This is a genomic window from Ruegeria sp. CRTD044, from assembly GCF_059613485.1.
Genome location: NZ_JBXWSP010000004.1, coordinates 629013 through 653694, shown reverse-complemented (window position 1 = coordinate 653694; position 24682 = coordinate 629013). Strand labels below are relative to the sequence as shown.

Genomic DNA, 24682 nt, shown 5'->3' with positions numbered 1-24682 from the left:
CACCCTCTCGCGGTATTTGGAGCCAGGGGAAGAGGTCAGGCCGCAAGAGCCTTGCCGAGACGTGGCAGGCGGGCCTTTTTCATCAATGCGCGCAGGGTCCACCTGTCGCCCGACAGGCGGTTGGCTTCGGTCAGGACCGATTGGGCCACCTGTTCGACACTGATCGGGTCACTCTGCCAGATGCCGTGAAGGAAGCTGTCGGGGTCGATGCGGGCAAGGCCCTCTTCGGCCAGGATATTCCTTGGGAAATCCTTGGCATTGACGGTGATGATCGTGTCGGCCGATGCGGCGACGGCGGTGGCCAGCACATGCGTATCGGCCGGATCGGGAAGCCAGAGGCGCTGTTCGAGACCGGGCGCCTCGGGGCGTTCCGCCTGCGGCCAGTGTGCCTGCACCAACGCGATTTCGGCCCGGGCCTGCGCCTCGCCCTCGGGGCCAAGTTTGCGGGCGGCGCGGGCCCATTCCTCGAGGATGCGAGCCGACCAGAGCGGGGTGAAATGGCCCCGCGCCGCCACGCCCAGCAGCATCTCGCGCATCACCGTCGGGTAGATGACGCAGGTGTCAAGAACCGCCTTCACAGCCGGTAGAACACGGATTTCAGATAACCGCTCTCGGCCAGCTGCGGCAGTTGCGGATGGTCGGGGCCGGCAAAGCCGGTGTGGATCATCTGCGCCTGACGCCCGGCCCGGCCGATGCCGCGGGCGCAGGCCTCGCGGAAACGGGTCAGGTCGGCGGCGTGCGAGCACGAACACAGGCCCAGATAACCGCCCGGTTTGACAAGCGGCGCGGCCAGGCGGGCGATCCGCTCATAGGCCCGCAGCCCGGCATCCAGCGCCTGTTTCGACGGCGCAAAGGCCGGCGGATCGCAGATGACCACGTCGAACTGCGCACCTTCCTCACCCAGTTGGGTCAGCACGTCGAAGGCTTCGCCCTGTCGGGTTTCAAAGCGGTCGCCGAAATCCGAGGCGACGGCGCCTTGCTCGGCCAGAGTCAGCGCGGCGGCTGAGCCATCGACCGACAGCGCGTGGTCGGCGCCACCGGCCAGCATGGCCAGGCCAAAGCCACCCACATGGCTGAACACGTCCAGCACATGCGCGCCGGGGCCCGCCAGCCGGGCGGCAAACGCGTGGTTGGGACGCTGGTCGAAAAACAGACCGGTTTTCTGGCCCCCGGTCAGGTCGGCCATGTAGGTTGCGCCATTCATCGGAACCGGCAACGGGGCATCGGGCGCAGTGCCGCGCAGGGTCTGGCTCACGTCATCCAGACCTTCCAGCCCGCGGGTGCGGCCCGAGGCATTCTTTAGAACGGTCGTCACACCCGTCACTGAGACCAGCGCGTCGGTCAGAAGATCCAGATGCGCCTCGGCCCAGGCGGCATTGGGCTGGATCACGCAGGCATCGCCGAACCGGTCGATGATGACACCGGGAAAACCGTCGGCCTCGGCATGGACCAGCCGGTAGAAGGGCGCATCGAACAGCCGTTCGCGCAGGTCGAGCGCGCGCCGCAGGCGGGTTTCGAACCACCCGGCATCCAGCTGCGCCGACAGGTCGCGATCCAGCACCCGGCACATGATCTTGGAGTTCGGATTCACTGCCACCAAGGCGATAGGGGCGCGTTTGTCATCCTCGAGCACGGCCAGCGCACCGGGCGCGATCTTGCGGGTGCGCCGGTCGGTGACGATGTCATTGGCATAGACCCAAGGAAAACCGTGGCGCAGACCGCGCGCGTTGGCTTTGGGTTTCAAACGGATTCTGGGGCGGTCGGGCATGTCGGCTTGGGTCATGGCGCCCTCATAGTCGCGATTGCGCGGGCAGGAAAGCCCCTCTCGCGATCCGTCAGCGTTGGCGCGCCCGCCAGCCGCCGCGCCGGCGCGGAGCCTGCGCGGTGTCCAGCCCTTCGCGCAGAACCTGTGCCATGGGATGGTCGGCATCCTGTGCGGTATAGACAGCATGCAACTCGGTCAGTGCCTGCTTCTGGTCGCGCCCCTCCGGCAGGCTGAGCGCCCAATCCAGAAAGATGCTGCGGCACTCGGGCAGCGTGATTCCGTCGATGCGATAGGCCTCGCGGATCAGGCCCTTGGGGTCGTTCGGGTCGTCACTGCGCGCCATCCGCACTCTCCTCGATCACCGCGCCGATCACTTCGGCTGCGGCGGCATAGCTGTCCTGCAAGGCGGACTGTAACTGCTCGACCTGCTCGAAGCCGGTCGACCGGCACAGGAAGGCCGTGCCCCCCTGCCCGATTTTGTCGGCCTCGATCACCTTGCCCGACAGTAGCCGCGCCGCACATTGCACCGACCAGCATAGGTCATATGCGTCCTTCAACACCTGCGCCTGAGCGACATCCAAAAGACCCGCAGCGACCGCTCCGTCCAAGCCCGAGTCGACGTCGCGCTGTGACGCGCCGGACAACAGCGCGCCGGTTTCGGCCATCAGTTCGATATCCAGCAGACGGCCGGGGCCGTTCTTGACATCCCAGACACCGGCGGGAGATTTCGCCGCCGCCAGGCGTGCGCGCATATCCGACACTTCGCGCAGGACCTGATCCTTGTCGCGCGGGCGAGACAGGAACTGCGTACGGAAAGTTTCGAAATCGTTTTCCAGATCCGCGTTGCCTGCAACTGCACGCGCGCGGGTCAAGGCCAGATGCTCCCAAACCCAAGCTTCCTCTTGTTGGTAATGAGTGAAGCTGGCCCAGCTTGTGGCGACTGGCCCTTGATTGCCGGACGGACGTAGTCGCATGTCGACCTCGTACAACCGTCCTTGCGCCATCGGTGCCGACAGGGCGGTAATCAGCGCCTGCGTAAAGCGCGCATAGTAGGTGCGCGTGGCCAGTGGCTTGGGGCCGTCGGACATGTCCACCGCTTGCGGGTCGTAGATCACGATCATGTCCAGATCGGATTGCGAGTTCAGCCGAGCGGCCCCCAACGACCCCATGCCCAGCACCACAGCGCCACGCCCTGGGGGAGAGCCGTGTTTCTGCGCAAACTGTCGCTCTACGCAGGGTAAGATCGCGGCGATGACAACCTGCGCGAGGTCCGCGTATTGCCGCCCGGCCTGCAACCCGTCGATCAGACCGCGCAGGTGGTGCACACCGATACGGAAATGCCATTCCTTGCACCAGCGCCGCGCCAGATCCAGTTGGGTTTCATAGTCCGATTCAGCCGCCAACGCGTTGGAAAGTTCAGCCTGCAAGGCGGACTGACCGGGCCAATCGGCAAAGAAGCTGCCACCGATCACCGCGTCGAACACCTGGGCATTGCGCGACAGATGCGCGGCCAGTGCATGCGAGGTGCCGACGATATCGACCAGAAGATCGATCAGATGCGGGTTGGCTTCGAACAGGGAAAACAGCTGCACCCCAGCGGGCAAGCCGGCCAGAAACCCATCCAGCGCCAGCAGCGCCTCGTCGGGCCGGGCGGTCTTGGCCAGCCGGGCCAGCAACTCGGGCTTGAGCCGCTCGAAGATGCGCGCGCCCCGTTGCGAGCGCAGCGCGGGATAGGTTGTCCACCGGGCCAGAACGCCGGCGTCGAACTCGACCTCAGGCGTTGCGGTCGGCGCGGGGCCGGCGCCGGGCGTGAAAAAGCCCTCGGTCAGCTCGTGCACCTCGGTCAGGCGGCGGGTCAGATCGGCTGTCAGGTCGGCGCTGGTGATACCCATCAGGCAGGCGATGCGCTCGATCCCGTCGGGCGATTGCGGCACCTTGTGGGTCTGCGCGTCATGCACCATCTGGATGCGGTGTTCGATCTCGCGATGGGCGCGGTAATGGTCGGTCAGCTTGTCGGCCACGTCTTGCGGCACCCAGCCCTTGGCCGCCAGCGCCGCCAGCCCCGGCACCGTGCCACGCACCCGCAGATCGGGGTCACGGCCGCCGGCGATCAACTGCCGGGTCTGGGTAAAGAACTCGATTTCGCGAATGCCACCCTGCCCCAGCTTCATGTCATGGCCGGGGATCGTCAGAGCCCCCCAGGTGCGCTTGTTCTCGCGTATGCGCAGGCGCATGTCGTGAGCGTCCTGGATGGCGGCGAAATCCAGATGGCGGCGCCAGACGAAAGGCCGCAGGGTTTCCAGAAACCGCTGTCCGGCGGCGATGTCACCGGCGCAGGGGCGGGCCTTGATATAGGCGGCACGCTCCCAAGTGCGGCCCAGGCTTTCGTAATAGCGCTCGGCCGCCTCGGTCGCCATGCAGACGGGCGTAACCGCAGGATCGGGGCGCAGACGCAGATCGGTGCGGAAAACATAGCCATCGGCCGTCTTGTCGCTGAGCGTAGCGCAGAAATTGCGCGTCGCCCGCACCATGCCTTGCCGCGCCTCATAGAAATCGTCGGGATCGTACCGGGTTTCGTCGAACAGCACGATCAGGTCGATATCCGAGCTGTAGTTCAGTTCGTGCGCACCCATCTTGCCCATCGCCAGGATCACCATACCGGCGGCGGTTTCCACGTCGTCTTCGGTCATGCCGGGCAGCTTCTTGCGCCGGATCAGCGCCGCGATCTCGGCCTTGGCCGCGATGTCCACGGCAAGCGCCGCAAAGTCGGTCAGTGCCGTCGTGACTTGCTCGAGGTTCCAGGCTCCGGACAGGTCGGCCAGAGCCGTCAGCAAGGCAAGCCGATGCTTGGCCTGCCTCAGGCCCGGTTTCAACTGGTCAGGAGCCAACGCGCGCGCGTCCTCCATGATCTGCGCAAGGGCGTGCTGTGGCCGATCCAGCGCCGGGGCCAGCCAATTGCGCTCACGATCGATCAAGCTCTTGAGGTACGGGCTGCTGCCTGCGGCACCGGTCACCAGTTCGGACTGATCAGCGGTCAGATCCGGCACTGCGGCGCAGGCCTCTCGCCCCAGTTCGGGATCGTAGGGACGCGGGGCGCGGCGGATGGTGAAATTGTCGGTCATGGGCGAATTCCGGTCAGTTAACGTCGACCGGAGTGTCCTGGCTGAAGGTATTGATCCAGCCATCATCCCGGCGTTCCCACAACGAAGAGATCAGCATCGCCTCGCGCGCGGACGCACCGGGCCGCCGATAGTCCGCCCGGTAGGACAACAGGACAATATCCGCGGTCAGAACGCGCAGTTGCGCCGCGCTCAACCCATATGACTCCATGGTCGGGCTGTCTGCGAACTGACCCACATGATCCTCGCGATTGGCGAAACCGGATGGGTAGACGCCCAGAAAATCGGTGCTCAGCAACGCCCGGTCCGCCTGCGCATCACCCTCGACCAAAGCCGTCCAGACCTGCTGCTCCAGGTTCAGGATTTCTTCAAGCGTCGGGGCGGGCTTGTCGTTGTGCGTGTTCATGCTCGCACGTTGCGCAGGATCAGAACCGTCGTCAACCGGGCCCCTAAATGTAAATCTTTTTCACATCGCCCCTTGCATCCGGGCCGGGCCACCCCATCTAGATCAATGTGAACACAGTTTACATCAACCTGGAGAGCCCAAATGACTGCATTGTCCGAACACGCCGTCCCCCGCAACCCGGGATGGTTGCACCGTGCCGAGGCCTGGCTTGACGACAAGGGCAAAGGCGCCTGGATCGCTGCCATGGTCCTTGGTTTCATCTTCTTCTGGCCCGTCGGCCTGGCCCTTCTGGCCTATATGATCTGGAGCAAACGCATGTTCAGCAAATCCTGCAGCCGCCGCCATTCCTGGCACAGTCACATGAGCGCGATGAAGCCCTCGGGCAACAGTGCGTTCGACGCCTACAAGGCCGACACGCTTGCTCGCCTGGAACGGGAACAACAGGATTTCGAAGCCTTCCTGCACCGCCTGCGCGAAGCCAAGGACAAGGCCGAGTTCGACCAGTTCATGAACGAACGCGCTCAGGAGAATACGGCGGACGACAAGGACGAAACCGCCTGATACCCTACCGCCCTGCCCCCTCTCTGCGGGACAGGGCAAACCTCAACAACCGACCGGAAATTCCTTCATGTCTCATCTGCCCGACCCGGATCGTCAGCCGGACTTCTACAAATCCGTAGCGATCAAACGCTTCTTCGCGTGGCTGTTCGATATCGCCTTTATTTCGCTGCTGTGCACGGTTGCCATTCTGCTGACCTTCGGCATGGGCCTGTTCGTCATCGCGCTGATCTATGCGGTCGTCAGTTTCATCTACCGTGTCGTCACCATCGCAAACGGGTCTGCCACGCTGGGCATGCGCTTTATGGGGATCGAGCTGCGCGACGCGTTTGGCGAACGCATGGATACCGGCAAGGCAGTCGCACATACAGCCGGATACTTTGTCAGCATGGCGTTTCCGATCCTGCAGATCATCTCGGTCATCATGATGCTGACCAGTGCCCGCAACCAGGGCCTGACCGATGCATTCCTCGGCACCGTGATGCTGAACCAGCGCGCCTGACACGGCCCGTTTCTGGGACTTGGCGACCCCAGAAACGGTTGCTATCATCGGCCCCGAGGAAACACGGGGCCTTCATGCGACACACGCTGCCGATTGCGCCGCAGTTCTATGTGACTGCACCACAGCCCTGCCCTTATCTTGAGGGCAGGATCGAGCGTAAGCTGTTCACCGCCCTGCAGGGCGAAGGCGCGGATCAGCTGAACAACTCTCTGTCGCAGCAGGGTTTTCGCCGGTCTCAAAACGTCCTGTACAGGCCCTCCTGCACCGATTGTGCGGCCTGCCTGTCGGCCCGGATCGACGTCTCGGCGTTTTCTCCGACCAAAAGCCAGAAACGCGCGGCGCGGCGCAATGCGCATCTTCAGCGACGCGCGACCTCACCTTGGGCCACCGACGACCAGTACGAGCTGTTTCGGCGTTACCTGGACACACGACACGCCGATGGCGGCATGGCGGATATGGACGTGTTCGAATTCGCCGCGATGATCGAAGAGACCCCGATCCGTAGCCGCGTCGTTGAATATGCCGACCCCAAAACCGGAAACCTGATCGCCGTCAGCCTGACCGATGTTCTGGATGACGGGCTGAGCATGGTCTATTCGTTCTATGACCCAAATCAGCCGCAAAGCTCGCTGGGAACCTATATGATCCTCGATCATATTGACATCGCGCGCGAGGCCGGACTGCCCTATGTGTATCTGGGTTATTGGGTCCCCGGCAGCCCAAAGATGGGCTACAAGGTGAAATTCGCAGGGCTCGAGGTCTATGTGAAAGGCGGGTGGCAGCGTGTGGACGACCCGGAGGCGTTCACCGATTCAACGCATCACCCGCTTTCGACCGCTCCGATTGCCGAGCAGGTCGCGAATATCCAACTTCCCGATCGCCACCCCACCAAAGGTTGAATTCTGATGCAGCAAGGCTTGCACGCCGTCACCCTGGTGGTGCCGGACTATGATGACGCGATCGCGTTCTACACCAAGACGCTCCGGTTCCGGCTGACCCAGGACATCGATCTTGGCGAAGGCAAACGATGGGTGTTGGTTACTCCCCCAGGCAGCGATGGGGCTGCTCTGCTGTTGGCCAAGGCTGACGGAGACAGCCAACGGGTCGCAATCGGTAATCAGACCGGTGGTCGTGTCGGTTTTTTTCTCAGAACCGATGATTTCGCCCGCGATCACGCAGACATGCTGACCAACGGGGTCCGGTTCGAGGAAGAGCCGCGCTACGAACCGTATGGCATCGTTGCCGTCTGGCAGGATCCGTTCGGTAACCGTTGGGACCTGATCCAGTTCACCTGACAACCGGCGTCAGCCGGGACCAAAGCAAAGGGGGCCTCGCGGCCCCCTTTTCAATTTGATAACGCCATCACCGATCAGTTCGGGATCAGGTCCGGCACGATGGTGACGATCGACGGGAAGAACCACAGGATTCCGATGCCCACCACCTGGATCAGCACGAAGGGGATGATTCCGCGATAGATATGGCCCGTCGTCACCTCTTTGGGCGCCACGCCGCGCAGATAGAACAGCGCGAAGCCAAATGGCGGCGTCAAGAACGAGGTCTGCAGGTTCACCGCCACCATGATCGTCACCCATTTCGGATCGAACGACCCGCCATAGATCACCGGACCCACGATCGGGATCACGATGTAGATGATCTCGAGGAAATCCAGCACAAAGCCCAGGATGAACAACACCAACATCACGATCAGGAAGACCGTGAACTCGTTGTCAAAGCTCTTGAGGAACTGCTGGATATAGTGTTCCCCGCCGAACGAGATCACCACCAGGTTCAGCAGCTGCGAGCCGATCAGGATGGTAAAGACCATCGAGGTCACCTTGGCGGTTTCCCGCACCACCGGAGTCAGAACACCGCTGGTGAACAGCACCCAGCACGCGAACAGCAGCCCGAACAGCGCGTACAGATACGCGGCGTAGGCCAGGATGAACGCGATCCAGCTTTCCACGGTCACGCCACCCTGGTTGACGCGCAGATCGAAGTTTACGCCCATCAACAGGCAGATGACGACCGCGAAGGTCGACCAGATGATCACCTTGCCGGATCGCCCCTGATCCTGCAGCTTGCGATAGGCCGCCAGCATGATAGCGCCGCCTGCCCCCAGCGCCGCAGCCGGCGTCGGGTTGGTCACACCACCCAGGATCGAGCCTAGAACCGCGATGATCAGAACCAGCGGCGGGAAAACCACGCGGATCAGATCATTGGTGGCACAGCGCGCCGCCGCGGCTTTGCAGCCATACATGGCCAGCGCGAACGGCACCGCCAACAGCAGGAACGTGGCCCCCGACGAGGTGGTCGGCGCGATCAGCAGCACATCGACCAGCAGCATCAAGACAAGCCCGATCCCCCCCACGATCAACGGCTGCGGCGATTGCGACGGCGCAATGCCCCGGCCCATCACCAGCGTCAGACCCAGCAGCACGACAATCACCGCAACACCGGTGCCGATCGGAGCCGCGGCGGCGATCTTGGCTTCACGCGCTGCGGCCAGTTCTTCCTCGCTCAGTCGCTGCGACTCGGACACTCCGCCGGCAGCGTCGATGGCTTCCTGCTCGGCCACGGCCATGTCCCAGGCCTCCTGACCATGCAGTTCGATCATCGAGGCCTTGCACTCTTCGGACACGTTGGTGCGCAGCGTGGCTGCCTCACCGATATCCGAGAAGCCCGAAACCGTGATATTTTGGCTGCCGATGGCGCCCAGGTTGCCCAGCAGCACCGCGCCCACGATCAGAGCGACAGGGGCACCCAGAAGCCAGGTCAGGCCTTCCGAGCGGGTGATCGGCTCGCCGCTGCCGCCTGACAGTTCGACCGCAGGTGCCTTGTGCGGGTTGAGTAGCGCGTAGCCAAAGGCATAAAGCGCATAGAGCAGCGCCAGCATGATCCCCGGCAGCAGCGCCGCCTGGAACAGCGTACCAACCGAAACCACGGCCGGCTCGCCCAGATAGGTCAGCGCGTCGGTACAGCCCGCTTCGACCGCGCGAGTCTCCTGCGCCGTCGAATACAGGTCACCCGCCAGCGTGCCCAGCAGTACGATCACGATCGACGGCGGAATGATCTGCCCCAGCGTGCCCGAGGCCGCAATCACGCCCGTCGCCAGTTCCGGCGAATAGTTGTTGCGCAGCATGGTCGGCAGGGCCAGCAGGCCCATCGTCACCACGGTCGCGCCCACAATCCCGGTCGAGGCCGCAAGGAATGCCCCCACAACCACGATCGACACCGCCAGACCGCCCGGCAGCGGGCCAAAGACGCGCGCCATTGTGGTCAGCAGATCGTTGGCGATTTTCGAGCGTTCCAGCGTGATGCCCATCAGCACGAACATCAGCACCGCCAGCAGAGTCTCGATCGACTGACCGGCCAGAACCCGTTCGTTGATGCGGTTCACGATGAAGGACACGTTGCGGTCCAACGCAGTTTCCCAACCCTGAACAAAGACCGGCTCGGCGATCCTTGGCAGGTCCGGGTATCGGAACACGGATATCACATCGGGTTTCACGCCCGAATTCACGATGTCCCGATAGGCTTGCGAACTTGTGTCGATCGCCTGGTGGATCAGCAATCCGGCGCTGTCCAGCGCGGCGATGATCCCGAAAGAGATGATGCCGGCTCCGCCAATGGCAAACGCCACCGGAAAGCCGCTGAGAATTCCGCCAAACAGGCAGAGGAATACGATAATGAGGCCTATCTCGACGCCATCAAGTCCGAATAGCATTGTCTTGGTCTCCGTCCTTAATGTGTGCCTTCGTAGGCTTCTTCACCCTCGCCAAGGCTGTCCTTGTCGAGGTATTTTCCAGTGCTTTCCGGGCCTTCGACATATTCGAGATAGGACCGGTAGAAGAACGCGATCGCGTGCAGGAACACCATCGCGGCAAAGGCCACAAGCAGGATCTTGAACAGGAAGTAGGCATTGAAGCCGTTGGGGCTGAAGCCGATGGTTTCGACGTTCCAGCGCAGCGCGCGGGATTTCATCACCAGCCGGTCCAGCGTGTCGCTGGCCGAGGGCTTCGGCACGATCAGGTGACGCCACATGAAGTACCAGCCATACATCCAGGTCAGCACGGCGATTGGCATCATGAACAGGATCGAGCCCAGCATGTCGACCACGCGCTTGGCCCGGTGCGAGATGCCGGCATAAACGAGGTCCACGCGGACGTGGCCGCCCTGCACGAAGGTGTAGGTGCAGCACAGACAGACGACGAGCGCGTTGTACAGCTTCAGCTCTTCGGCGTACCAGCTGATATCCATCTGAAACGGGATACCCAGACCAAACGCCATGTCAGGCCGCGCGAAAACGCGCTGCATGAATACGATGACGATTTGCTGGATCACCATCAGCAGGCCCGCCCAGGCAAAGAAACGCCCGGTCGTGTTGGCGAACCCTTCCAGAACGCGCACCATGCCCCACATGAAGCCGCGGAAGTAAAGCCCGATCGCGGTCAGCACGAGGAAGATCGTGAAAACCACAAAAAAGAACTCGACCGACCCGCCGTAATAGACAAAGCGCATGATCGCTTCTTTGTCCGACCAGTTCAGCCACAGCTGCGGATGCGTGATGGCGTATCCGAAATTATAGAAGGCTTCGGCGATGCTTTGAACGAACCAGACCAGTCCGTTCCACAGGGCGCCGAAGAACGAGATACCGTTTTCGTCCTGCATAATGTCCCCAGGTCCCGTTGGTTGCGACGCTGATTATAGCGGAAAACCGTGCGATCCGCGCATCTGCAACAGGAAAGGCTTCCCCGCACGTGGCGGGGAAACCGTTTGATTGCCAGACGGCCAGTTAGCCCAGAACGCGGTCGCGCTGCGCGGTGTAGACGCCCGACGACATGTTCAGCCACGACGACGAGGCTTTCATCGATGCCATCGCGCTGTCGTGGATCTTCTTGAACAGCTCGTCGCTCATGTTCTCGGCCAGAACTTCCTGGCTGGCTTGTCCGAAGGCATCCCAGACACTGTCGGGGAATTCCATGACCTTCACGCCACCGGCCTGCAGACGCTGCAGCGCCGCGCCGTTGTTGGCCAGGAACTGTGCCAGGTTCCACTGGTGCGCTTCGGCGGCAGCGATCTCGATGATCTTTTGATGCGCCGGCGAGAGGCTTTCGAACACGTCGCGGTTGGTGGCCAGCGACAGGCCTGCGCCCGGCTCGTGGAAACCGGCGGTGTAGTAGATCTTGGTGATCTCCTGGAAACCGGCCTTTTCGTCCGCCCAGGGACCGATCCACTCGGTGCCGTCGATGGCACCCGAGGACAGTGCCTGATACACTTCCGAACCCGGAATGTTCTGAACCGATGCGCCCAGTTTACCCAGAGCCTTGCCGCCCAGACCCGGCATACGGAATTTCAGGCCGTTGAAGTCTTCGGGGCTGTTGATCTCTTTCGAGTACCAGCCGCCGGCCTGCGCACCGGTGTTGCCTGCCAGGAACGATTTCAGGCCGAAGATCTGGCCCAGTTCGTCATGCAGCTCCATGCCGCCATCGAAATAGTACCAGTTCACCAGTTCCTGCGCGGTCATTCCGAACGGAACGGCGGTGAAGAACGCATAGCCCGGGTGCTGACCGACAAAGTAATAGTCAGCGGCGTGATACATGTCAGCCTGACCCGACGAGACCGCGTCGAACACTTCGAACGCGCCCACCAGTTCGCCCGCGGCCTTGATGTCAACGGTCAGGTTGCCGTCGGACATTGCGGTGATGCTGTCGGCGCAACGCTGCGCGCTGTCGAACACGCCAGCCAGACCGCGGCCCCACGAGGTAACCATGGTCAGCGTGCGCTTGCCCTGCGCATAGGCAGGTGCCGCCAGTGCGGTTGCCGCTGCGGCCGAGCCGCCCAGTGCCGATGTCTTTAGAAACTTACGACGATCCATAAGAGTATTCCTCCCCTTCATAGTCACGACTCGGGCAGCGCCCGAGCCAGTCGTTTACGGTAGCGTCACCCTAATGATGGCCGGTTGAAAAGGAATACCTATTACTACGTAGATCAGATGGTTTTTTCTGCAGAACGCGCAATTCCCGGGCTCATTTCGACCCGCAAACCGCGAGTTCCGGGCGTTCCGAGCGCCGGAATGCCCAATCTCTTTGCAATTTCACCCCCGCTTGCGTATCGATTCGACCATGGGGAAACTCCGCGCTCTGCTTTCACTGACCTATGCTCAGAAGCTGTCGCTGGTGGCGGCCATTCCGCTGGTCGTGGCCGTGGCCGCAATCGCGGTCATGGTCGCCTATGAGTCCCGCGCGACGGCTGAACGCGAGATCAAGGCGTTGGAGCGCCGGCTGATCGAGGCCAAGAAGGAAGAGTTGCGCAATTACGTGACACAGGCCCGGAACGGGTTCGCATATATCTACGGACGCGCGTCTCCGGATGACAAGGTCGCCCAGAATCTGGTGACCCAGATCCTGTCGGCCATGATCTACGGAAAGGACGGGTTCTTCTTCGTATACGATTATGACGGCAACAACCTTGTCAGCCCGCGACAGACCGAGTTCATCAATCAGAACTGGGAGGGCCTGACGGACAGCAAGGGCGTTCCGGTCGTCGACGAGTTCATCCGCTTGGCACGACAGGGTGCCGGATGGCACAGTTTCATGTGGCAGAAGCCCTCGACCGGCGAAGAGGCGATGATGATCGCCTATGTCGTCGGCCTGCAGGATTGGCGTTGGGCCGTGGGAACCGGTGTATTCATCGACGACATCGTGGCCACCGTTGCAAATGCCCGCGCCGAGGTCGAAGCGCGGGTGCAACGCACGTTCCTGTATATCGGCGGTATCGTTCTGGCGGCGGTTCTGATCGTCTTCGCCTCGGGGATGCTGTTGAACATCCGCGAACGCCGGCTCGCGGATGCCAAGCTGAAGGAACTGACCAAGCGGGTCATCGACGCGCAGGAGGAAGAGCGCGGCCGGGTGGCGCGTGAGCTGCATGACGGGATCAGCCAGATCTTGGTCGGGGTGCGCTATGCGCTGGACAATGCCCGGCGGCGCCTGTCCAAGGGCGATCATGACGGCGCACGTGCACCGCTGGACAAGGGCATCGACAACCTGGGAACCGCGATTACCGAAGTGCGTCGCATCAGTCGCGATCTGCGGCCCGGCGTATTGGATGACTTGGGCCTTGGCCCTGCCCTGAAAGCGCTGACCGACGATTTCCGCGAACGGACCGGGATCGAGACCGAATTCTCGACCGTCGTGTTCCGCAATCGTCTGGACCAGGACAGCAAGATCGCCCTCTACCGTATCGCGCAAGAGGCGCTGACGAATATCGAACGCCATTCTGGCGCAACCCGCGTCACGATCGACCTGCGCGGCCACAAGAAGGGCGCGACCATGCGCATCACCGACAACGGACGTGGCCTTCGGTCACGACCGGGCCGGGTCAGCACCGGGATCGGGCTGCGCAACATGCAAGAGCGCATAGAACAGCTTGACGGATCCCTGCGTATCCTGTCATCACGCGGCGCACAAAGTGGTACGGTGATCGAAGTCAGCCTGCCGCTGAGCCACCTGTTGCCGCCGCAGGAAGACGCGACACCCAAAGGAAAGGCCGGTTCCTGATGACCGAAACGATCCGAGTCCTTATCGTCGACGATCACCCCATGGTCGCCGAGGGCATCCAGTCGATCCTCGAGAGCTTTGACGACATCAAGGTGGTCGGCACGTTGGGCAATGGCCGTGACGCGGTTGATCAGGCCGCGCGCCTGCAGCCCGATGTCATCCTGATGGATCTGAACATGCCGGGGCTCGGGGGGCTCAGCGCCACTGAACTGATCCTCGAACGGTTGCCCGACACCCGCATTCTCATTCTGTCGATGCATGACAGCCCGGAATACATCTCGACCGCATTGAGCCATGGGGCCAAGGGCTACGTTCTCAAGGATGTGCCGACTGACGAAATCAAGCAGGCCATAGACGCGGTCATGCGTGGAGAGCGCTATTTGTGCACCGGGGCGATCGGATCGCTGGAACCGAAAGAGGATGCGGCGCGCGAAGCGCTCACCGGGCGTGAACAGACGATCCTTCTGGAATTGGCGCAGGGCAAGTCGAACAAGGAAGTCGCGCTGGCGCTGGATATCTCGGTTCGCACGGTCGAAACCCATCGCAAAAACATCAAGCGCAAGCTGGGCATCTCATCGACTGCCGGCCTGACCCGATACGCGCTGGAACATGGCGTTTTGCAAGGAACCGGCGTGGCCTTCTGACGGCCGCGCCATCAGCGCAGCTTCCGCGCTTTAGCGGATTCCCTCGCCGAAAAAGACCAGCGTGCCGTCCTCATCCAGAACGTGAAACTCTCGCTGTTGATATGGCTGATCGAATGGCGCACGGACCCGCCCTTCGGGGAGATCTTCGAGTTTGGGACGCAGGCTTTCGTACAAATTGTCTATATCCTCGACATCTATATAGAAGGATTGCTCGTGGCCCAGCGGCAAGCCGTCCGCGCGCGGCGGGCATTCCAGCAGGCGAATTGCAACCGGGCCAAGCCTGAGAAAAGCATAGTTGTCTTGCGTGAACCCACACGCGAAACCCAGACGATCGCAGTAGAATGCAATTTGCCTGCTCAGCGAGGAACACAGTACAAAGGGGGTCAGCTGAAGAATACGTGGCACCTTGCACTCCCTGGCAGGATCTGACTGCTCCACCCTAGCACGGGTCAGTCCAGAAGCTCATCGTTTCGCAACCCCTCCCTGTCGTGATGACACGGCAGCACACGACCATAGAGCTGCCGGGTACGCTCGACCCCGCCACACATGCCTTCGGCCTCGACAAAGGAGAATATCCCCACGTAGCGCGGCCGTGCACCCGACACCGGCGCCACGCGATGCAAGGAATAGCGCCCCCGAAAGATCTGCAGATCACCGGGATTGAGCTCCAACTGGCGTACCATTCCCATATTGCCGTCTAAAACCATCGCCACCTTGTCAAAGTTCTCCTCCTCGGCGGTGCGCAGGTTCGGCGCGTATTCAAAGGCGCCGCCTTGCTCGCCATTCTGGATCGCCAGAGTAACCGTGTAGTTGTTCGTATCGAAGTGCCACGGAAAGCCCTGCCCCTCTTCGACCACGTTGATGATCACATCCGCCAATGGATCATCGTAGCGAAAGAACCGATCCTCGGGTTCATTCAGCGCTTCGCGGATGAAGGGAAGAAAACCTTCGAACTCGTAGATTCTGCGCAGGGGACCGGTTGACGGGAAATTGTCGGCCGGAACAAAGGCGTTCGACCGGTCATAGAACCGACGGATCGGGTGGGCGATACCAAAGCGGTGATCGTCCTTGGTGAAATAGGCGTTGGTCCGGTTGAAACTGCGATGCGCGCTCGGCGCGACGGCTTCGGCTTCGGTCAGCAACTGGCTCAACCCGTCTTCGTGGACAAATCCGGGCAAAACTGCGCAACCATCTTTGTCGAGGTCACGACGAATGTCATCGATCAACCGATCATAGGCCGCCGAATTCGGACGATCGATCGGATAGCGCCCTAGGTCCACCAGATCAACCAGCATGCCGTCCTCCCTGACTTGTTCGCAGCTCCAGCCTGACCCAGCCCGGACCCCGCATCATGCCCGTTTCAGACATCGCTCTGACGCATTCTGACCTCGACCACCGTTGGGAACTCGGTAAAACTCGGCCAGTATTTCCGGAAATTTCTCCACATGCGGCAATCTGCGCAACAAAATGTCGCAAAATTCGACATCAGAGTCAGGAAATTGGCCAGATTGCCTGTTGACGCCCCTTCGCGCCGCCCATAATGTCTGCCCCACGCAAAAAGGAGCCTCTGGCGATGAGAACGCTAGTCGTAATCGTAGGAACCACGCGCATGGGCCGGTAACGGTAAGCCATAATCGAACCCATGCGCCTCCGAAACTTCGGGGGCTTTTTTTTGTCAAACGCAAGACACATGTCGCGAACGGAGCAAAGCAGATGACACGTGAGATGACCGGCGCAAAGATGGTGGTCCAGGCCCTCAAGGATCAGGGCGTGGACACGGTATTCGGATACCCCGGCGGCGCCGTGCTACCGATCTATGACGAGATCTTTCTGCAAAATGACATCCGTCACATCCTGGTGCGGCATGAACAGGGCGCGATACATGCGGCCGAGGGCTACGCCCGTTCAACCGGCAAACCCGGTGTTGCACTGGTGACCTCGGGGCCCGGCGCGACCAACGCGGTGACCGGCCTGACCGACGCGCTTCTGGATTCGATCCCGATCGTGGTTCTGACCGGTCAGGTGCCGACGTTCATGATCGGCTCGGATGCGTTCCAAGAGGCGGACACGGTGGGCATCACCCGACCCTGCACCAAGCACAATTGGCTGGTCAAGGACACCAACTCGCTGGCGGGAACCATGCACGAGGCGTTTCACGTCGCCACCGCAGGTCGTCCCGGTCCTGTGCTGATCGACATCCCCAAGGACGTCCAGTTTGCCACCGGCAAATACACCGCGCCGAAACCCTCGACCTCGCATTATCAACCGGTGGTCAAGGGCGATCTGGACGCGATCACTGAACTGGTCGCCGCCATCGAAACCGCCAAGAAGCCCGTGTTCTATACCGGCGGCGGCGTAATCAATTCGGGTCCTGCCGCCAGCCAACTGCTGCGCGAGCTGGTGGAAGCGACCGGTTTCCCCATCACCTCTACCCTGATGGGTCTGGGCGCCTACCCCGCATCGGGCAAGAACTGGATCGGAATGCTGGGCATGCACGGCCTCTACGAGGCGAACATGGCCATGCATGACTGTGATCTTATGATCAATGTCGGCGCCCGGTTCGACGATCGGATCACGGGGCGTATCGACGCGTTCTCGCCCAAGTCGAAAAAGGCGCATATCGACATCGACCCATCCTCGATCAACAAGGTGATCCGGGTGGACATCCCCATCGTGGGGGACGTGGCGCATGTTCTGGAAGACGTGCTGAAGGTCTGGAAGGCGCGTGGCCGCAAAACCAACACCGAAGCGATTGCCAAGTGGCAGTCCCAGATCTCGGACTGGCGCAAGGTCAACTGCCTTGCCTACACCAACAGCGAAAAGTCGATCAAACCCCAATACGCGCTGGAACGTCTCGAAGCGCTGACCAAGGACCACGATCGCTATGTCTGTACCGAGGTGGGCCAGCATCAGATGTGGGCCGCGCAATTCCTTGGGTTCGAAGAACCCAACCGCTGGATGACCTCAGGCGGGCTGGGCACCATGGGCTATGGCTTCCCGGCTTCGATCGGTGTGCAGATGGCACACCCGGACGCGCTGGTGATCAACGTCGCAGGTGAGGCCAGCTGGCTGATGAACATGCAGGAGATGGGCACCGCAGTCCAATACCGCCTGCCGGTGAAGCAATTCATCCTGAACAACGAACGCCTGGGCATGGTGCGCCAATGGCAGGAACTGCTGCATGGCGAACGCTATTCGCATTCCTGGTCCGAGGCCCTGCCCGATTTCGTCAAGCTGGCAGAGGCCTTCGGGGCCAAGGGGATCATCTGCAAAGACCGCGCCGATCTGGATGACGCGATCATGGAGATGATCAATTACGACGGTCCGGTGATCTTTGACTGCCTCGTCGAAAAGCACGAGAACTGCTTCCCCATGATCCCGTCGGGCAAAGCCCATAACGAGATGCTGCTGGGCGAGGCCGAAACGAAGGGTGTCATTCAGGCTGGCGGCGCGGTGCTGGTTTGATATTGCTTGCGGACACAGGGCCAAACTGTTGGCCCTGATGGACGCGCACAGGACAGGACGGAACATGCCCGGCATACCCACCCAGACAACTCCACGCGAGAACCTGCAGATTTTTGCGGGGCGTCGCGGCTGGCAGTTGGGCATTCTTGTCCCAGCGCTGGTGCTTGGGGTCTTTGTCATCTGGCTCGGCCTCAGCTGGAGCGAGATCGCGGCCAATGGCAGCGCCGGCTTTCCAATCGACTTTCGGGTCTTTTGGGCCGCTGGGCGTCTGGCCCATCTGGGCGAACCATTGTCGGCCTTCAGTGTCGACAGCCTGACCGCCATGCACAACGTCATCAAGGAAGATGACTGGATGCCCTGGTCTTACCCGCCGGCGTTTCTTGCAACGCTGCAACCCTTGGGCGCCCTTCCCTTCCCCATTGCCTGGCTGGTCTTCTCGATCGCGTCGATCGTTGCGATGATATTCGCAGCCCGGCCGTTCGCGGAAGGCATCACACCGGTCTGGTTTGCGTTTGCGCTGCCGCCCGCGATACTGCCGACCCTGTTCATGGGGCAGACCGCTGCCCTGTGGATGGCCGGTTTGCTGGCGGCGCTTGCGGCGCTCAAGAACCAACGTTTGGTCCTTGCCGGCTTTTTCATCGGCCTTCTGACCCTCAAACCTCAGCTGGGCATCCTGATCCCCTTTGCTTTGCTGGCGTGCCGGGCGTGGCCGACCATCATTTCGGCCGGCGTCACGACCCTGGTTATCTCGGGATTGGCGACCGCGCTCTACGGTCCGGAATACTGGCTGGAAATGCGCAACATGATGGCGGTCCACTTTTCGGTGGTGCGTGAAACCATCGTCGAAAACAATCTAATGCTCAGCCCCTATTCGACGCTCGCCAGTTTTGGGCTACCCGAGCCTGTCGCCTTGGCTGTTCAGTGGACGATCACAGCCTGCGCGGCCATCATGGTCACGATCACCTGGCGCAGCCCCCGCATCGGTTTTGACCTGCGTGCCGCGGTGCTGGCGCTGGCGGTCATGCTGTCCACCCCATATCTGTGGTTCTACGAATCTGCCCTGATCGCCGCTGCGGGACTATTCCTCTTGCGCGCAGGTGTATTGACGAACAGCCCATGGGGCCTGGCGCTGGCCGGAGCGATGTGGTTGGGTGCCGCCCCCGCTTTCTTCGCCTTTCTGTTCCGCGGCGAAGCCGACATCTCGATCCGCCTGCTTTTTGCACCGCTTTTGTATCTTTCCTGTCTGGTCTGCATCGGCGCCGTTGTTCAACGGCTGCGGGCGCCAGACTATTCCTCTGCCAACGATGAGGTCTTCCAATGACTGCACTCAAGATCCGAAAAGGTTCCACCCGCCACTCGGCCTACAACCTGCGCCCGACCTTCTCGGACGTGCAGGAACGCCACACGATCGCTGTTCTGGTCGAAAACGAACCGGGGGTTCTAGCCCGGGTCATCGGGCTGTTCTCGGGGCGCGGCTACAACATTGAAAGCCTGACCGTGGCCGAGGTCGATCACACCGGACACCTCAGCCGAATCACGATCGTCACCACCGGTACACCGCAGGTGATCGAGCAGATCAAGGCTCAGCTGGGCCGCATTGTCCCGGTGCATGACGTGCATGACCTGACTGTCGAAGGCCCCTCAGTCGAGCGAGAACTGGCGATCATCAAGGTCGTTGGCGAAGGCGACAAGCGGGTCGAGGCGTTGCGTCTTGCAGACATTTTCCGGGCCAATGTCGTGGACAGCACGTTGAATTCGTTCATCTTCGAAATTACCGGCGCGCCGGACAAGATCGATGCATTTGCCGATCTGATGCGCCCGCTGGGCTCTGTCGAGGTTGCACGGACAGGCGTCGCGGCCCTGCTGCGCGGCAACTGATTTTCCGCGAACCCATCAAAACGCCCCGTCGCCTTTGTCGACGGGGCGTTTTGCGTTTTCGGATCGATTTCCGCAGGTACATAACTGAGCAATCACAAGAAAAAGACCATACAAATGGGCTTAATGCCTATTGCGTTCGCGCCTGAGCGCGTTACGCTTGGCCAAGAACATGCTACCTGCGTGTTCAATGGGGTCAATTTTACGATTTCTTGACTGGCGACCGGCCTTTCTGGCCGTTCCGGTCGTGTTTCCCAAACCGTTGCAAACCAGAGTGAGACATGGCCGTAGACACTCGCACGCCCGCCGAGCTGCGCAGCATGCTGGGGGCGAATCTCAGGCAACTTGCCGACCGCTATCCTTCGGTCGCCGAGCTGTGCAGACAGCTGGGCGTCAACCGCACGCAGTTCAACCGGTATCTTTCTGGCGAGAGCTTTCCACGCCCGGACGTTCTGGACCGGATCTGCCGGTTCTTTGACGTGGATGCCCGCATACTGCTGAAACCGCTTGAGGAAATCCCCGCGCCCCGGCGCTGTGACCTGCCTGAAAGCGTGGTCCAGTTCCTTCGGCCCGGACTGGCAGCCTTGACCGAGGACGCGTTTCCAAGCGGCGTCTATCTTGTGACGCAACATGGCAGCGAAGACGATCCACGCGCCCATCATTGGCTGGTTCAAACCCGGCACCTGCATCAATGTGCTGTCCTGCGCGGCTTCCTGCCGCCGGCAATGGCAGGCACGCGTTCCGCCACGGGCCGTGAGCTTCGTGGCTTCGCCGCCTGCGCCGGGCCCAATATCTACGCAGTGTTGTCGTGCGAGGCTGGTCGTGACAGCAAGACGATCGTGATCCGCAAGGACATGACCGATGGCAACGGCGTATGGATCGGTTCGTGCATGGAGCACTCTGCGGCTACTCCGCACATCTACAGATTGGAAATCCGCCATCTGGGCCACGACTTCCGGGCAACGCTGGAGGCAGCAAGACTGGCGCGCCGGACATAGGAAACCGCCTAAAATCCCGTGCATGTCGTTGTGAGAAAAGCCGGAGTCGCAGAAGTGTAAGCGAGGGCTGGTCCCGGATGCCTAGGCTGGTGGTGAAGCGAGGAGAACCAGATGGCCAGCACCCCAACCGATCTGTCGGCTGTTCGTCAGAGCATTGAAACCGCTCTGGGCCTGCCCAATGCACATTATACGGACCCTGCCCTGCACGCCGAAGAAACTCGGGCCCTGCTGCTGGATGGCTGGGCCGGTCTCGCGGTAACCGCCGATGTCCCCGAGCCCGGGGACGCGGTTCCGCTGGAGTTCATGGGTATTCCGCTCCTGTTGCTGCGTGACCGTTCCGGTACGGTCCGTGTGTTCCAGAACATCTGCCGTCACCGCGGCATGATCCTGGTCGAAGAGCCCCGCAAGATCGAAGGCGCCATTCGCTGCCCCTATCACAGCTGGTGCTATTCCACCGAAGGCCGGCTGGTCGCCACGCCGCATGTGGGCGGCCCGGGCCAGAACGCACATGACGCGGTCAGCAAATCGGAACTCGGCCTGATCGAGGTGCGCAGCCATATCTGGCGCGACGTGGTTTGGATCAACGTCTCGGGTGACGCGCCGGCGTTCGACGATGCCAACGCCAGGCTGATTGAGCGGTGGTCCGAGTTCGACAAACCGCTGTACCACGGCGGCCCTGAAAGTTCCTTTCGGTTGGACGTCAATTGCAACTGGAAGCTGGCGGTCGAGAACTATTGCGAAAGCTATCACCTGCCGTGGGTGCATCCCGGGTTGAACAGTTACTCGCGGCTTGAGGATCACTATCACATCCAGGAGCCCGGCCTTTATTCAGGTCAGGGAACCTTGGTCTATCGGCAACTGAAAACTGAGGACGGTCGGGTTTTTCCCGATTTCGAAGGTCTCAGCGAGAAATGGGACACCGCGGCCGAATACATCGCCGCCTTCCCCAACGTACTGTTGGGCGTGCACCGGGACCACGCTTTCGCCATCATTCTGCGGCCCGAGGCCCAGAACCGGACCTCGGAGCACATCCACCTGTTCTATTCGGCCCCGGATACCGATGCGGATTTGCGCGCCCGCAACGCCAAACAGTGGAAAGTGGTCTTTGAAGAGGATGTGTTCGTCGTCGAAGGGATGCAGCGTGGTCGCGCGGCGCCGGGGTTTGACGGCGGGCATTTCTCGCCGGCGATGGACGGGCCGACCCATCTGTTCCACGACTGGGTGGCGCAGCGTCTGATGGCGCATCGCACCGAATTGGCCGCTGAATGACTGACCTGCACACCCGCCTTCTGCAGGCGCATGCGGCGGGTGACATGGCGGCTTTGGCTGAATTGTACGAACTGGCCGCTGCCAGCCAGCAAGACGACAACGCCCGGAGCTTTTTTCTGACCCACGCCTATGTTCATGCGCTTGAAGCCAACCTGCCCGGCGCGGGCCGGCTGCGTCAGATTCTGGTCGACATAGGCCGCGAAGTGCCCGATTCCTGACCCCGAGAACCTAGGCTTGGGCCGGCTCGGCGACCGGCTCCGTCGCTGCGTCGTCTTCGGTGATCTGCCGATACAGGTGCCAGCTGGCATGGCCGAACAGAGGCAACACGATCGGCAATCCCAGAAACCAGGGCACCATGGCGACAAAGGTCGTGACCGCAATGAAAGCACCCCAGCCCAGCATGACCCGCTTGTTCACGCTGACATAGGCATAGCTCGAGATCATGGCAGTGACGAAGTCGAGCTCCCGATCCAGCAGCATCGGGATCGACAACACCGTGATCATGTAAAGCAGTATGGCAAAGATCGCGCCTACAGCAGTGCCGACGGCCAGCATGGCCAGACCGTTGGGTGTCAGAAAAACCTCAAGCGATGACGACACGTTTGTCATTGTCGACAGCCCCATGAACAGCGCAAAGATCATGTGGCCGAGAAAGAACCAGAACAGAAACATAACGACGATGATGGCGCAGATCGACGGCAACTGGCGGCGGCTCTGCTGGATCACGACACCGAAGATGGCGCCATAGTCCAACGGCTCATTTCGCTCGAGCCGGTGCGATACCTCGTACAAACCCACGGCGGCGAACGGCCCGATCAGCGGAAAGCCGATGGCAGCCAGCACCAGCCAGAACGAGGTGCCGGTTTGCACGGTTACCCAGGCCATCAACCACCCGACCAGAACGTAGAAGCCGCCGAACAGAAGGCCAAAGACCGGTGCGCGGCGATAATCCTGCCAGGCGCGATGCAGCGCCGTGCGCAACATGCCGATATCCGCCGGTTTCAGCGTTGGCACTCCGAATGGCTTTTCCATGTTCCGTTTCTCCTCCCCTTGCCCTCAGGCCATGGCCGGGCGTTTTTGCGGCCAATGCGTCACGGCGTGATAGGCGGCCCCCAAAGCGAGCAGTTGCGCGTCGCTGCCGCGCGACCCGAACAGTTGCATTCCCATCGGCAGGCCTCCGGGGCCGAACCCCGCCGGTATCGACAGGCAGGGCAGACCAATCAGGCTGACCGGCGTCACCACCTGCATCCAGCGATGATAGGTGTCCATCGCGACCCCACCAATGCTGCGCGGATACGGCTGATCCACAGGGAACGGCCACACCTGAGCCGCGGGCAACACCAGCGCATCATACTCGGCAAACAGTTCGACCGCCCGACGGTGCCAATCCGAACGGGTGACGCTGGCTGCATGGACCTCCATCGCTGTCAGGGCCAGACCCCGCTCCAGCTCCCATTGCGCGGTGTCCTTCAGGACGTCTTTCCGGTCGGCCAAAGGCAGCAGACTTGCTGCTACGTTCCACGACCGCAGGGTGATCCAGCTGTCCCACAGGCGCTCGGCATCGAAGGGCGGCGGTACGTCCTCGACGGTTGCGCCGAGTCCCTCAAAAATCGCCAACTCGTTGCTGCATTGGTTCAGAATCCCCTCCTCGGTCGGGAATGCGCCGCCCCAATCGCCCAGCCATCCGATCCGCATCCCATCCAGGCTTTCGACAGACAATGGGGTGACGGGTTCGCAAGGAACGCTCAAAGGCTGCCTCGGATCGGGGCCAGAGATCACATCCAGCAATAGCCCGATATCCTGCGGGCTGCGGGCCATCGGTCCCAAGGTGGAGAGCTGGTGCAGGAACAAATCACCCTGCGGTTCCGAAGGAACCCAGCCCCAACTGGGCCGGAAACCGTACACGTTGTTCCACGCGGCCGGATTGCGCAGGCTGCCCATCATGTCCGACCCATCCGCCAGCGCAACCATCCCAGTGGCCAAGGCCACCGCTGCGCCACCCGAAGACCCACCACAGGACCGGGCCGGATCATAGGGGTTCCGGGTTGCGCCATAGACCGGATTGAAGGTGTGCGAGCCCAACCCGAACTCCGGTGTGTTCGTCTTGCCGATCAGAATAGCCCCGGCAGCCCGCAACCGTGCTGCGATCAGATCGTCGACGGCTGGGACGTGATTGCGAAAAACCGGCGACCCTTGGGTCGACGCGATGCCTGCAACATTAACGAGGTCTTTGACGGCAATCGGAAGCCCGTGAAGCGGCCCGCGGCCCGACTTGCCGTCGGCGGCCCGGGCTTGGGCCATAAGCACATCCTCGTCCTGCAGCGCGACGATTGCATTGACCTGCCCGTTCACCTGGGCAATCCGGTCGAGCGTCGCGCGCATCAACTCGGTGGCCGACAAATGCCCTGTCGCAAGTTTCTCGAGAAGATCAGCGGCTGAAGTATCGCTTAGGTTCATGGGGTTACGTCCGAGCTTTGCTTGCGCTCAGCCTAGCGACCCCATGTGTGCATTTAAACCCGGTGTTT

24 protein-coding genes are annotated in these 24682 nt (G+C 61.6%); 12 read left to right on the top strand and 12 right to left on the bottom strand.

The genetic code is table 11. From position 1 onward, the window contains the following. Positions 1-35 precede the first annotated feature (35 nt). Genes AC2FNL_RS06190 through AC2FNL_RS06170 form a run of 5 tightly spaced genes read right to left on the bottom strand, consistent with a single transcriptional unit; the run spans position 36 to position 5290 of the window. Positions 36-578 carry an RSP_2648 family PIN domain-containing protein gene (locus AC2FNL_RS06190; protein ID WP_093962335.1) on the bottom strand — a complete coding sequence of 181 codons (543 nt, stop codon included), beginning with the start codon at positions 576-578 and terminating at the stop codon, positions 36-38. Further along, complete coding sequence (locus tag AC2FNL_RS06185) at positions 575-1783, bottom strand: RSP_2647 family RNA methyltransferase (protein WP_496832839.1); 1209 nt, start codon at positions 1781-1783, stop codon at positions 575-577. Before AC2FNL_RS06185 ends, AC2FNL_RS06190 begins: the two co-directional genes overlap by 4 nt. 52 nt (positions 1784-1835) lie before the next feature. Next, a complete protein-coding gene (locus AC2FNL_RS06180) occupies positions 1836-2108 on the bottom strand; it encodes a hypothetical protein (RefSeq protein ID WP_496832838.1) in 273 nt (90 codons plus the stop codon). Then, positions 2095-4887 carry a bifunctional [glutamate--ammonia ligase]-adenylyl-L-tyrosine phosphorylase/[glutamate--ammonia-ligase] adenylyltransferase gene (glnE, locus tag AC2FNL_RS06175; RefSeq protein ID WP_496832837.1) on the bottom strand — a complete coding sequence of 931 codons (2793 nt, stop codon included), beginning with the start codon at positions 4885-4887 and terminating at the stop codon, positions 2095-2097. Before glnE ends, AC2FNL_RS06180 begins: the two co-directional genes overlap by 14 nt. Before the next feature lie 13 nt (positions 4888-4900). Next, positions 4901-5290, bottom strand: coding sequence for a DUF4440 domain-containing protein (locus AC2FNL_RS06170; RefSeq protein ID WP_480726186.1), 390 nt, complete (start codon positions 5288-5290; stop codon positions 4901-4903). 141 nt (positions 5291-5431) lie between these two features. Between AC2FNL_RS06170 and AC2FNL_RS06165 the strand changes: the two genes are divergently transcribed. The 4 genes from AC2FNL_RS06165 (at position 5432) to AC2FNL_RS06150 (ending at position 7645) form a co-directional block, all read left to right on the top strand. Beyond that, positions 5432-5851 carry a DUF2852 domain-containing protein gene (locus AC2FNL_RS06165; protein WP_170338185.1) on the top strand — a complete coding sequence of 140 codons (420 nt, stop codon included), beginning with the start codon at positions 5432-5434 and terminating at the stop codon, positions 5849-5851. A gap of 67 nt (positions 5852-5918) precedes the next feature. Continuing rightward, positions 5919-6350 carry an RDD family protein gene (locus tag AC2FNL_RS06160; RefSeq protein WP_093962341.1) on the top strand — a complete coding sequence of 144 codons (432 nt, stop codon included), beginning with the start codon at positions 5919-5921 and terminating at the stop codon, positions 6348-6350. A 74-nt stretch (positions 6351-6424) separates the two neighbouring features. Continuing rightward, positions 6425-7249, top strand: coding sequence for an arginyltransferase (locus tag AC2FNL_RS06155; RefSeq protein WP_093962342.1), 825 nt, complete (start codon positions 6425-6427; stop codon positions 7247-7249). Between the two features lie 6 nt (positions 7250-7255). Continuing rightward, positions 7256-7645: a VOC family protein gene (locus AC2FNL_RS06150; RefSeq protein ID WP_496832836.1), complete on the top strand. Its 390-nt coding sequence runs from the start codon at positions 7256-7258 to the stop codon at positions 7643-7645. Between the two features lie 74 nt (positions 7646-7719). Here the strand turns inward: AC2FNL_RS06150 and AC2FNL_RS06145 are convergent, their stop codons facing one another. From AC2FNL_RS06145 to AC2FNL_RS06135, 3 genes are all read right to left on the bottom strand, one after another. Then, positions 7720-10074 (bottom strand): TRAP transporter large permease subunit, encoded by a 2355-nt coding sequence (locus AC2FNL_RS06145; RefSeq protein WP_170338179.1) that lies wholly within the window; start codon positions 10072-10074, stop codon positions 7720-7722. A 17-nt stretch (positions 10075-10091) separates the two neighbouring features. Next, a complete protein-coding gene (locus AC2FNL_RS06140) occupies positions 10092-11018 on the bottom strand; it encodes a TRAP transporter small permease subunit (RefSeq protein WP_093962345.1) in 927 nt (308 codons plus the stop codon). A 124-nt stretch (positions 11019-11142) separates the two neighbouring features. Continuing rightward, positions 11143-12225, bottom strand: a complete 1083-nt coding sequence (locus AC2FNL_RS06135) for a TRAP transporter substrate-binding protein (RefSeq protein ID WP_093962346.1) — start codon at positions 12223-12225, stop codon at positions 11143-11145. A 247-nt stretch (positions 12226-12472) separates the two neighbouring features. Between AC2FNL_RS06135 and AC2FNL_RS06130 the strand changes: the two genes are divergently transcribed. After that, positions 12473-13906, top strand: coding sequence for a cache domain-containing protein (locus AC2FNL_RS06130; RefSeq protein ID WP_480774927.1), 1434 nt, complete (start codon positions 12473-12475; stop codon positions 13904-13906). Then, complete coding sequence (locus AC2FNL_RS06125) at positions 13906-14550, top strand: response regulator transcription factor (RefSeq protein ID WP_170338171.1); 645 nt, start codon at positions 13906-13908, stop codon at positions 14548-14550. The genes AC2FNL_RS06130 and AC2FNL_RS06125 overlap by 1 nt, the downstream gene beginning before the upstream one ends. Before the next feature lie 30 nt (positions 14551-14580). Here the strand turns inward: AC2FNL_RS06125 and AC2FNL_RS06120 are convergent, their stop codons facing one another. After that, positions 14581-14955, bottom strand: a complete 375-nt coding sequence (locus AC2FNL_RS06120) for a bleomycin resistance protein (protein WP_170455588.1) — start codon at positions 14953-14955, stop codon at positions 14581-14583. 44 nt (positions 14956-14999) lie between these two features. Next, positions 15000-15845 carry a HalD/BesD family halogenase gene (locus AC2FNL_RS06115; RefSeq protein ID WP_093962350.1) on the bottom strand — a complete coding sequence of 282 codons (846 nt, stop codon included), beginning with the start codon at positions 15843-15845 and terminating at the stop codon, positions 15000-15002. Between the two features lie 418 nt (positions 15846-16263). Between AC2FNL_RS06115 and AC2FNL_RS06110 the strand changes: the two genes are divergently transcribed. From AC2FNL_RS06110 to AC2FNL_RS06085, 6 genes are all read left to right on the top strand, one after another. Next, positions 16264-18015, top strand: a complete 1752-nt coding sequence (locus AC2FNL_RS06110; protein WP_496832835.1) for an acetolactate synthase 3 large subunit — start codon at positions 16264-16266, stop codon at positions 18013-18015. A gap of 64 nt (positions 18016-18079) precedes the next feature. Further along, positions 18080-19336, top strand: a complete 1257-nt coding sequence (locus tag AC2FNL_RS06105) for a glycosyltransferase family 87 protein (RefSeq protein WP_170338164.1) — start codon at positions 18080-18082, stop codon at positions 19334-19336. Continuing rightward, positions 19333-19893, top strand: coding sequence for an acetolactate synthase small subunit (ilvN, locus tag AC2FNL_RS06100; RefSeq protein ID WP_093962354.1), 561 nt, complete (start codon positions 19333-19335; stop codon positions 19891-19893). The genes AC2FNL_RS06105 and ilvN overlap by 4 nt, the downstream gene beginning before the upstream one ends. A gap of 278 nt (positions 19894-20171) precedes the next feature. Beyond that, entirely contained in the window at positions 20172-20888 is a 717-nt protein-coding gene (locus AC2FNL_RS06095) for a helix-turn-helix domain-containing protein (RefSeq protein ID WP_496832834.1), read from the top strand. Positions 20889-20999: 111 nt separating this feature from the next. Further along, on the top strand, positions 21000-22157 hold the full coding sequence (locus AC2FNL_RS06090) for an aromatic ring-hydroxylating oxygenase subunit alpha (protein ID WP_496832833.1): 1158 nt from the start codon (positions 21000-21002) through the stop codon (positions 22155-22157). Beyond that, on the top strand, positions 22154-22375 hold the full coding sequence (locus tag AC2FNL_RS06085) for a hypothetical protein (protein WP_496832832.1): 222 nt from the start codon (positions 22154-22156) through the stop codon (positions 22373-22375). Before AC2FNL_RS06090 ends, AC2FNL_RS06085 begins: the two co-directional genes overlap by 4 nt. Before the next feature lie 10 nt (positions 22376-22385). On the opposite strand, the gene AC2FNL_RS06080 is transcribed toward AC2FNL_RS06085, so the two are convergent. Together AC2FNL_RS06080 and AC2FNL_RS06075 are read right to left on the bottom strand one after the other, a co-directional pair. After that, complete coding sequence (locus tag AC2FNL_RS06080; protein ID WP_496832831.1) at positions 22386-23189, bottom strand: DUF2189 domain-containing protein; 804 nt, start codon at positions 23187-23189, stop codon at positions 22386-22388. A gap of 24 nt (positions 23190-23213) precedes the next feature. Further along, a complete protein-coding gene (locus tag AC2FNL_RS06075; protein WP_496832830.1) occupies positions 23214-24614 on the bottom strand; it encodes an amidase in 1401 nt (466 codons plus the stop codon). Between the last annotated feature and the right edge of the window lie 68 nt (positions 24615-24682).